General features: G+C 39.9%; 10 protein-coding genes and 1 pseudogene. 4 read left to right on the forward strand and 7 right to left on the reverse strand.

Annotated elements, in window-relative coordinates:
- Positions 1–467: 467 nt before the first annotated feature.
- Both Hs30E_RS09550 and Hs30E_RS09555 read right to left on the reverse strand, forming a co-directional pair.
- A complete protein-coding gene (locus tag Hs30E_RS09550; protein ID WP_228462045.1) occupies positions 468–1,157 on the reverse strand; it encodes a Fic family protein in 690 nt (229 codons plus the stop codon).
- The gene (locus Hs30E_RS09555) at positions 1,158–1,724 is read right to left on the reverse strand and encodes a Fic family protein (RefSeq protein WP_172209726.1); all 567 of its coding nucleotides are present in this window, start codon (positions 1,722–1,724) and stop codon (positions 1,158–1,160) included.
- A gap of 160 nt (positions 1,725–1,884) precedes the next feature.
- Between Hs30E_RS09555 and Hs30E_RS09560 the strand changes: the two genes are divergently transcribed.
- Positions 1,885–2,148 (forward strand): hypothetical protein, encoded by a 264-nt coding sequence (locus Hs30E_RS09560; protein ID WP_172209727.1) that lies wholly within the window; start codon positions 1,885–1,887, stop codon positions 2,146–2,148.
- A gap of 229 nt (positions 2,149–2,377) precedes the next feature.
- Complete coding sequence (gene metE / locus Hs30E_RS09565; protein ID WP_172209734.1) at positions 2,378–4,636, forward strand: 5-methyltetrahydropteroyltriglutamate--homocysteine S-methyltransferase; 2,259 nt, start codon at positions 2,378–2,380, stop codon at positions 4,634–4,636.
- 58 nt (positions 4,637–4,694) lie between these two features.
- Here the strand turns inward: metE and Hs30E_RS09570 are convergent, their stop codons facing one another.
- Positions 4,695–6,080 (reverse strand): aminotransferase-like domain-containing protein, encoded by a 1,386-nt coding sequence (locus Hs30E_RS09570; protein ID WP_172209728.1) that lies wholly within the window; start codon positions 6,078–6,080, stop codon positions 4,695–4,697.
- Positions 6,081–6,195: 115 nt separating this feature from the next.
- On the opposite strand from Hs30E_RS09570, the gene thiD reads away from it, so the two are divergent.
- Both thiD and Hs30E_RS09580 read left to right on the forward strand, forming a co-directional pair.
- Complete coding sequence (thiD, locus tag Hs30E_RS09575; protein WP_172209729.1) at positions 6,196–7,020, forward strand: bifunctional hydroxymethylpyrimidine kinase/phosphomethylpyrimidine kinase; 825 nt, start codon at positions 6,196–6,198, stop codon at positions 7,018–7,020.
- Complete coding sequence (locus tag Hs30E_RS09580) at positions 7,017–7,577, forward strand: ECF transporter S component (protein WP_172209730.1); 561 nt, start codon at positions 7,017–7,019, stop codon at positions 7,575–7,577. Before thiD ends, Hs30E_RS09580 begins: the two co-directional genes overlap by 4 nt.
- A gap of 214 nt (positions 7,578–7,791) precedes the next feature.
- Here Hs30E_RS09580 and Hs30E_RS09585 read toward each other — a convergent pair whose 3' ends face one another.
- From Hs30E_RS09585 to Hs30E_RS09600, 4 genes and pseudogenes are all read right to left on the reverse strand, one after another.
- On the reverse strand, positions 7,792–7,950 hold the full coding sequence (locus tag Hs30E_RS09585) for a hypothetical protein (protein WP_172209731.1): 159 nt from the start codon (positions 7,948–7,950) through the stop codon (positions 7,792–7,794).
- Between the two features lie 134 nt (positions 7,951–8,084).
- Complete coding sequence (locus Hs30E_RS09590; RefSeq protein WP_228462044.1) at positions 8,085–8,474, reverse strand: anti sigma factor C-terminal domain-containing protein; 390 nt, start codon at positions 8,472–8,474, stop codon at positions 8,085–8,087.
- A 202-nt stretch (positions 8,475–8,676) separates the two neighbouring features.
- A pseudogene (locus Hs30E_RS11615) lies at positions 8,677–8,805 on the reverse strand (hypothetical protein); the annotation flags it as partial.
- Between the two features lie 41 nt (positions 8,806–8,846).
- On the reverse strand, positions 8,847–9,152 hold the full coding sequence (locus Hs30E_RS09600) for an RNA polymerase sigma factor (protein WP_172209733.1): 306 nt from the start codon (positions 9,150–9,152) through the stop codon (positions 8,847–8,849).
- Positions 9,153–9,338: the final 186 nt, after the last annotated feature.

A 9,338-nucleotide genomic window follows, 5' to 3' on the forward strand; every position in this document is an offset into this window, starting at 1 on the left:
ATCGACGTATTTCAAGGGAAAGAATTTTGATTGAGAATATCAATGCTAAAATCAAAACCTTTAAGTGTATGGCTCAGAAATATCGTAATCGAAGAAAGAGGCACTTACTTCGGGCGTCCTTAATTTGCGGTATTATCAATTTCGAAATTTAATTTCGGGAGAAGTCTAATAAGCGATAGCTGTTCAAAAGAATCATATCCATTAAAAATCAATCTATAATTTTTTGAAACATCAACTGCAAATTGATTGTTTTTATCACCTTGAAGTTTTTGAGACAAAATTTTCATTTCATGCGTTTGTCGTGTTTTTTAACGAACCATTTAACTAGTAGCAGGTCATTTTTATCACCTATCTATAACTCTTGCATATTAACTCCATGACCAACTACTGCTACACCATTTCGTTTCTTATCCAAATTTTGAAGCATAAATAATTTTAGTTCAAGTATTTCCATTCCAAAACTTAATTTATGAAAAGAGTCGATATAAACCTTTCGTATCACTGATTTCATCAAAAATAGATATGATTTCGTCAGATTGATAGTAAATACCACGTTTTTCTGTCCCAATTTGCCTAATAATCTGGTATTCCTTAGCTCTATTTAACAAATTATTCACTGTACGTAGACTGATGCCCATTTTTTCAGAAAGTAGCTGCGAATTAACAACTGGGTTCTCAACTAATAGATACAGGAGATTAACAAGATTTTTATTTCGTCTTTGGTCAATCGTGACCATCCAAGTATCTAACGTTTTATCTATTTTCTGGCTAATCTTAGTGCCAATACTTACCGCTAATTTTAAAGCCTCTGAGATTTGAACAATAATAAGTAAGGGATTACCATTTTGATAGTCCTTTATTGCGGCCATATAGCTTTCGATATTGGCTAATAAACCACTTGATACGGGTAAGGTAACAGATAAAAGAATTTGTTCTGATTTTAACATCCGATGGATAAGTGTCCGACCGGTACGGCCATTACCGTCCACAAAAGGATGAATTGTTTCAAATTGTGCATGAAATAGCGCCGTTTTGACAATTGGATTTAGGTCTTCTCGCTTAGAGAAAGAAATCATATCATTCAAATACTCATCTATTCGATTAGCAACTGGTGGAACAAATAAAGCATCATGCGGACTATAAGAACTCCCGCCAATTCAAACTTGCTCATCACGAAAATGACCACCAAAATCTTCTCCAGAGGGTTCTATCAAATTCTTGTGTATTTCTTTGATAACATCTTTGTCAATATCTGAATCAGATTTAATAGCTTCACGCATAGCTTTAACGTTACCCAAAATCAATTTAGCATTATGTGATGCTTCAACGTTCAACTCTGCTAGCGCTATATTTCGAACACTTGAGGTAAGATTTTCGATTTGTGAACTCGCAGCCGATTCACTTCGCAACAGTAAAGCAGGAAAAGAATACTTTTTCTCCTGCTGAATAGCATCAAATCTAGTAATAGCGACCAGTACTTCATCCAATAAAAGTTGGATTTCATTTGTCAAATCAATTCCAATTGACGCAATTTTGAAAGGAACTGCTGCTAAATAATCTTCTTTTATTTTGGCCCTTTGGCGCTTTGAAATATAAGTAACATCTAAGCTACTTTGCCAAGGTACTCTCTCGTAGAGTTTGGTTGCGACTTTTATCTTTAAACAGTCAACTCCCGAGACTTTTCTTGTCATTTGGGGGCAAACAATTACAGTGAATATTCCCATGGCCTATTCATGACAATTATTGATTGCTAGTCTCATTTTCAGTCAAATTCCCGAGCAGATTTTGACAAGATAAGAAAAATATTACATTTTCGTTACAAATCAGCTCTACCACTTCTCTATATGTGGTATAATTGAGATAGAGCTAGAAACGGAGCCACACATGACAGCTAAAAGAACCTATACGAATTTTTCGTCCTACCCGCCGAAGCCCTCTTCCGAGAGCAGCAACACTTCCCTGTTTCACGATGGACAGCGCATTACTTGCTTTTCGAGTGCGCTTGATGAGGTAGTGACTGGCATTTTGGTCAAATGTCTCACAAATTCTTGTATCGTTGATATTTCTGAAAGCGAAGTCCTCAACGACCACGACCGAAAAGTGTTAAACAACAAAATTGTTGTTTCTTATCAAGATATTGTCAAATGAAAAATAGAAAAATCGCCTGAAAACTGTTTTAAAAACATTGATTTCAGGCGATTTTCTATTTTTGTAAATCCATTTTACCATACCAACGATATAGCTATTTATTATATCAAAGTTACGTTTAGTTATAACTATTAACTATATCAAACCTAAGATTTTAACTGTTTGTCAAAAAAACTGCCACATGATAAAATTTTCTCATACTCAAAAAATTAGGAGAAAATCGGTCATGATCCAAACATCAGTCAGCAGTTTCTTGCGCATTGGCGAAAAGCGGGAACTCAAATTCGCAACTGAAGCATATTGTCGCAAAGAAATTTCTGAAAACAATTTGCAAGACATCGCCCGCACGCTTCGGATTAAGCATTGGCAGCTACAACAAACAACTGGCATTGATTATATTGCCTCAAATGACTTTTCCTTTTACGACCAAGTTCTCGATACGGCAAATCTTTTCAACATTGTCCCAAAACGCTATCGAGATTTGAAGTTAGGGGGACTTGATACCTACTTTGCTCAAGCTCGTGGCTATCAAGGCAAAAACGGCGACGTTAAGGCGCTTGCGATGAAGAAATGGTTCAACACCAATTACCATTATATGGTGCCTGAATTTGACAGCGCAACAGATATTCGCTACATTGGGCGCAAGTTAGTTGATGAGTTGATTGAATCTAGGGAAAACGGTATCAAAACTCGTCCTGTCATTATTGGCCCTTTTACGCTTTTAAAATTAGCCGATTACAAGGATGGTAGAAAAGCGACAGATTTCATTACGCCGTTTGTCACAGCATTTACAGCGCTTTTGACTGAACTTGGTAACCTTAATGTTGACTGGTTTCAATTTGACGAGCCTGCGCTTGTTAAGGATTTGAGCCTTGACGATTTGGCACTTTTCAAAGCCTTATATCAGCCAATTCTCGCAGCTCGTGGTTCTGTCAAAACTTTGCTCCAAACCTATTTTGGCGACATTCGTGACGGTTATGAAACAATTACAGCGCTCGGTTTTGACGGATACGGACTTGATTTTGTCGAGGGCGTTCAGACACTTGAACTCGTCCAAAAACACGGTTTTCCTAAAAATGCCGCCCTTTTTGCAGGTGTTATCAATGGCAAAAATATTTGGCGTAACCAGTATAGCCAAACGCTTGAACTTTTGAACAAATTGTCAAACATAACAACTCTTACCATTAGTACCTCTTGTTCGCTCCAACACGTTCCCTACACGACAGAAAATGAAGAAAAGCTGTCAAATCAAGTTTTGGCACATTTTGCTTTTGCCAAGGAAAAATTAACCGAGTTAGCCGAACTAAAAGGCATTTTGACAAATTCAGATACTGAAGCGCTAATTAAAAACAAACGGTTATTTGACGGCACACGGATTGTCCGCAATACTGAGTTACTCAAGCAAATCGCTAACTTGACCGAAGCCGATTTCACCCGCACACCAGCATTTTCAGAACGTGAAAATAGTCAAAAAGCCCACTTTAATCTGCCAATTTTGCCGACAACAACAATCGGTTCTTTCCCACAGACGCGCGAGGTTCGCGCCAATCGTGCAACCTATCGCAAAGGCGCGAAAACACGTGAAGATTACGACAAATTCATCCTAGAAGAAATCAAGAAATGCGTGCAATACCAAGAAGAAATCGGACTTGATGTCCTCGTCCACGGCGAGTTTGAGCGCAATGATATGGTTGAATTTTTTGGCGAAAACCTCAACGGCTACGTCTTTACACAATTCGCTTGGGTGCAAAGCTACGGTACACGCTGTGTCAAACCGCCAATCATCTGGGGCGATGTAACGCGTCACCAACCAATCACAACTTTTTATAGCAAATATGCCCAATCTCTGACCCAAAAACACGTCAAAGGCATGCTGACTGGACCTGTTACCATTCTCAATTGGTCATTTCCACGCGAGGATATTAGCTTGCGCGAATCAGCACAACAAATCGCTCTCGCTATTCAAGAAGAAGTTCTTGATTTAGAGGCAAATGGTATTGAAATCATCCAAATTGATGAGGCAGCGCTTCGAGAAAAACTGCCTTTGCGCAAGTCCGACTGGTTCAGCCAATATCTTGACTGGGCAATTCCTGCTTTTCGACTCGTTCACAGCAAGGTCAAACCTCAAACGCAGATTCACACGCACATGTGTTACGCCGAGTTTGAGGATATTATCAAAGCCATTGACGATATGGATGCAGATGTTATCTCATTTGAGGCAAGCCGCTCCGACCTCTCAATTCTCAAAGCGCTCAAGGCTAACAATTTCCAAACTCAAGTCGGTCCTGGCATTTATGATATTCACTCGCCACGCGTGCCATCTGTCAGCGAGATGACCACAACCATTGACAACATTCTCGCCGAACTACCGCTTGAAAAAATTTGGATCAATCCAGACTGTGGTCTGAAAACACGTAGCAATGCCGAAGTCGCAGAAAGTCTTGTCAACCTCATTGCAGCACGGCAGGCTGTTATTGATAATTTATAATACAAAACTTGCATGAAAACAGTCGTTTCATGCAAGTTTTGTATTCACAAGAAAACGCTTATCCCTTTATCTTTGCAACCAAACAATCAATTTCTGCAAAATTCAAGCGCGCGATATTTAGCCGAACAGCAGGCACTTTATCACCAAAAATGAAACTCGGCAGAAACAGAATATTTTCATCAAAAAGTCGATTGATTACTGGCTGCGGAAGTTTCAGCCAAATATAAAAACCGCCCGATGGTCGCAGACAAACAAATTCATTCCCAATTTTATCGAAAAAGTAAGTCATTCTCGCTTGAATCTGCTTACGCAAGTCAGCTAATTTCTCCTCAAATGAGGCATCAGCTAACGCAAATTTCGCCAAAACTTGCGGAAAAATGCTCAAAGTCAAGTCCAGATCTGCCCGCGCAGCCGACAATTTTTCAAGCACAGCAGGTGGCGCACTAATCCAACCAATTTTTGTCGTTGAACCAATGATTTTCGATAGCGAGCCGATGTAAATCACGTTCTGAGCGTCTAATTTTTTCAAAGGTGGTAAGCGTTTTGCTGTGTCAAATGGTAGAAAACCAAACGCATCATCCTCAATAATCGGTACTTTATAGGCTTGGCAAAGTTTAATCAAACCTTTTCGTCTGGCTAGTGACATGGTGCTACCAGTTGGATTCTGAAACGTTGGATTGAGTATAACCAACTTGATACGGTGCTTAAGAATCTCATTTTCTAACGCATCAAGTCGCATTCCTTCAGCATCCATTGGCACCCCAAACAAACGACTCCCCGCCGTTTGAAATAATTTGAGTGCATACAAAAATGAGGGCTGACAAATCGCCACAGAATCGCCTGAATTTAGCAATGTTTGAACAAGCAAAAACAGTGCCTGATGACCTCCTGACGTTATCATCACTTGCCAAACAGGCATTTTAAGGGCGTATTCACGCGCTACCAAGTCAGCAATCGCCTGTCGCAATGGAAAATAACCTAATTCATCCTGATTTTTATCCTCTTGAATAAAATCACGCCAATTTATCTGCGGAAACTCAAAAGCTGGTACTAAATCAAGTGGCAATTCGCCAGTATATGCATCCAAAAAAGGCTGTTTTCCTGTCAGTTTTTCCTTAAGTTTCACCATAAATCGCGCATTTTCATCACTCGGATTGCTAGCAATCATCTCGTGCCAGTCAACAACAGGCTCGCTAAGCAAGCCCCACTTATCACTATTGACAAAAGTCCCACTGCCTTGTTGACGATTTAGAATGCCTTTTGCCACAAGTTCATCCATTGCCCGCACAATTGTTGAGCGGTTGACCCCTATCAACTCAGCAAGTTTGCGTTCTGAGGGCAATTTTTCACTTGGCAGTAACACACCGTTTTGGATATTTTGCGTGATATATTTCATGATTGACTGATAAATCGGTGTTTTAGCTTCTTTTTTAATTTCCCACATCTGACGTCTCCTAAAATTGGTTGGTAAAAAAACAAGCCAATTGGTTGTTTCTTTTACTATATCAAATGATACAATAAAAGACAAGCTATAAGCAAATACGGAAAAAGGAAATTTTATGAAGAAAACTTTGACAATTGCTGGCAGTGACTCAACTGGTGGCGCGGGTTTACAAGCCGATTTGAAAACGTTCCAAGAACTCAATACCTTTGGTATGAGCGCCATCACATCAATTGTGACCATGGCTATTGACAATAATTGGTCACATGATATTGAGACAATTTCCCCCGAAACGGTGCGCCGACAGCTCAAAACGATTTTTGCGGGTGGCAATCCTGACGCACTAAAAACTGGCATGCTCGGCGATATTCGCACGATTACCGTTGTCCGCGAGATGATTGATCATTATCATCCGAAAAACATCGTGATTGATCCTGTCCTCGCTTGTAAAGGAACGGCTGGGATTCTTCTGTCAGAAAATGCTGATAGCATTCGCAAACTTCTGCTGCCTGTGGCAGATATTACAACGCCAAACTTGGTAGAAGCTGGCATTTTATCAGGAATGGGCGATTTAAAAACAACTGATGATATGAAAAATGCCGCCAAAATCATCCATAACTACGGTGCGAAAAATGTCGTTATCAAAGGTGGCAGACGACTTGACGGCGCTCAATCTATCGACCTCTTCTACGACGGCAAGAATTTTCACAAACTGACAAAACCAATGATTCACACCGACAATAATCACGGTGCAGGCTGCACATTCGCTGCCGCAATTACCGCTAGTTTGGCAAATGGCGAGTGTCTGTTAAACGCTGTCAAAATCGCTAAAACGTTTGTTCACGAAGCAATCAGCCAAGGCGCACCTTTCAATAATTATCTCGGACACATCTGGCATGGGGCTTATCGCAATATGACTCACGAAACAGGAGAAAACACATGAACTCAGAAATTACGCATAACAAAACGAAAAAACTCATCTTGTCTGCGCTCTTTGCAGCACTCGCTTACGTCTCAATTCAATCGCTTCATGTCTCTATCCTAGCGCCTATCGGTGCGCCATTTTTCCATGTCGGAAACGCCGTCGTTGCCCTCGCTGCGCTTTATCTCGGTCTTGGCTACGGCACTTTTTCAGGCGCTATCGGGCTTGCGCTCTTTGATGTCATGAACGGCTATGCAGTCGGCATGCCCGTCGTTTTCGCTGGAAACCTCCTCGTTGCCCTGACCATTCAGATTACTTTTAAACTTTTCCACAAGTTTTTTGGCAATAAAATCTGGACGGTTACACTCGCGACAACTTCTGGGGTCGCAGTCAAACTCATCACAGACTTCCTAAAAGGACTGATAAACGCAATGATTGCAGGCGCAACATTTATGCCAGCCGCTGCCGCTGCTTTCACATCACTCCTAGCCACCGCAATCAACGGTATTGGCACAATTCTTATCGTCTCTTTACTCTATTTCCCACTCAAATCAATTTTGAACAAAATTGTGAAATAAATCAAAAAGTTAGCCGATTTCGACTAACTTTTTGATTTAACTCACTTCATGCCCAACAAATCCCTTTCGAGCAAAAAAAGTCAGTATTGGCAGCAAAACGTTACAAAACCAAGCGCGTGCTGAAAATAAATCCAGTATAAGCGGTAAAAGTTTGCGCCTGCGGTTACTCGGCACATGGTGATGCTTTGCGTCTATGGCGCAACGCTTTCAAGTATCATGTTTTTTTGTCGGGCACAATTTCCGCACTTGCACCAGCAGACAGCGCTCGTATCCAAGATTTGCCCTCTAATTGTTGGAAATTTTCACTTCTGCCAGTCAAGACAATGCTATTTAATAACGCATATTTTTTATTTATCAAATGATTATTTGTCAAAATAGCATCCAAAATCGCGCGTTCTTCCTTATTTCATTTCACCCGCAGTCTTTTTTCAAAGTCTCAAAAACCTCAGCCAAGCCATTTTCATCTTCTAAATAAAGATGCTCTGTTTTTTTATCAGTTTGCGTCCCCTAATTGACCCAATACCAGGCTTGCATCAGATTATTCGGCAGCATTTTTTTGACTTCTTCGTAAGTATAAGGCTTGTCAAATGAAATGCCGACTTCAACCACACGTTTCTCCGTTTTCACAACATTTGCTAAATCATTTGGAACGCTAACCGCTTGATATAAATCTTCTGGAAATACTGACCATGACGAGCCTCTTTTCCCATATTTTTTTGTGTAATTCCCTTCTTTGATTGCCTTTTTTTGAATAGGAATCGTTATAAATTCGTAGGTCGTATTTGGATTATAAAAAGTCATCTCACCCCCCTCAGGATAAGAAGTGTCACCAATTTCCCAAAAATCTGCCTTACCTACTTTATCAATAAGATTATAACGTGCCTCAACCTTCCCCACTCCAACCTATAACCAGCAACATCTTTTTGCACAGATATAGTTGTTCTCCCATTATACAGCGCAAGCCCTGAAGAACCATAATCTATTGTGGCCACATTAGGTGCCATAAATTTAACTCTAGTTTCAAAATACTTTTTTTCTTCTTCGTCAATTCTTCAAACTTATCCACATCAAATTTATAAGTTGCCATTTTCTTTCACCTCTAAATATATTTTTTAAACGCCTTTTTCGCCCAATACAACTTGGTATTAACCGTCGCTAACTTCATTTCCAAGAGAAAACCAATCTCCTCATAACTCAGCGGCTCGTCATAACAAAGGAGCAAAAGCGCAGTATAGTCGGGCTCACATAGGAATCTTCCAAGCGCTTAATCTAAAATTCTGCGACTTTTTCATCAAACGTCGCAAAATTTTCCTCAAGAATCTCAGCATACCGCTTTTTCCACCGATACATATCCCGAAAATGATTAATCACCACCTTATACAACCAAGCCCTCATATCACTCGGCGGAATGATATTGCTCGTCTTGATAATTTTTACCAAAGCATCTTGAGCAATGTCCTCAGCATCCTCACGACTCGCCCCATTTTTATGCAAATAATAGGAAACCTCACGCGCCAACACCACCAACATCTGCTCAAATCCGTCCAACTCCAACGTCACCCCACCTCCCCTCATTAATATAACGAATGAACTTGTCAAATCTATACATTTGTTGATCACGGGCGTTTCATAAATTTAATTTTTCTGGAATATACATGTAAGTTATCGATTTAATTTTTAGTTAATCTATTTTAAAAGTTATTTTCGTAGAAATATTTTGAAATACCAAAGTTATTGATTATATTTTGAAATATTTTTGAA

The sequence above is a fragment of the Pseudolactococcus hodotermopsidis genome (assembly GCF_011170085.1).
GTDB classification, from domain to species: domain Bacteria; phylum Bacillota; class Bacilli; order Lactobacillales; family Streptococcaceae; genus Pseudolactococcus; species Pseudolactococcus hodotermopsidis.

Bases quoted from the DNA above. Each gene is read 5' to 3' on its own strand.
- Hs30E_RS09555 (WP_172209726.1), bottom strand. From the start codon at position 1,724: ATGGGAATATTCACTGTAATTGTTTGCCCCCAAATGACAAGAAAAGTC.
- Hs30E_RS09560 (WP_172209727.1), top strand. From the start codon at position 1,885: ATGACAGCTAAAAGAACCTATACGAATTTTTCGTCCTACCCGCCGAAG.
- Hs30E_RS09570 (WP_172209728.1), bottom strand. From the start codon at position 6,080: ATGTGGGAAATTAAAAAAGAAGCTAAAACACCGATTTATCAGTCAATC.
- thiD (WP_172209729.1), top strand. From the start codon at position 6,196: ATGAAGAAAACTTTGACAATTGCTGGCAGTGACTCAACTGGTGGCGCG.
- Hs30E_RS09580 (WP_172209730.1), top strand. From the start codon at position 7,017: ATGAACTCAGAAATTACGCATAACAAAACGAAAAAACTCATCTTGTCT.
- Hs30E_RS09600 (WP_172209733.1), bottom strand. From the start codon at position 9,152: ATGAGGGGAGGTGGGGTGACGTTGGAGTTGGACGGATTTGAGCAGATG.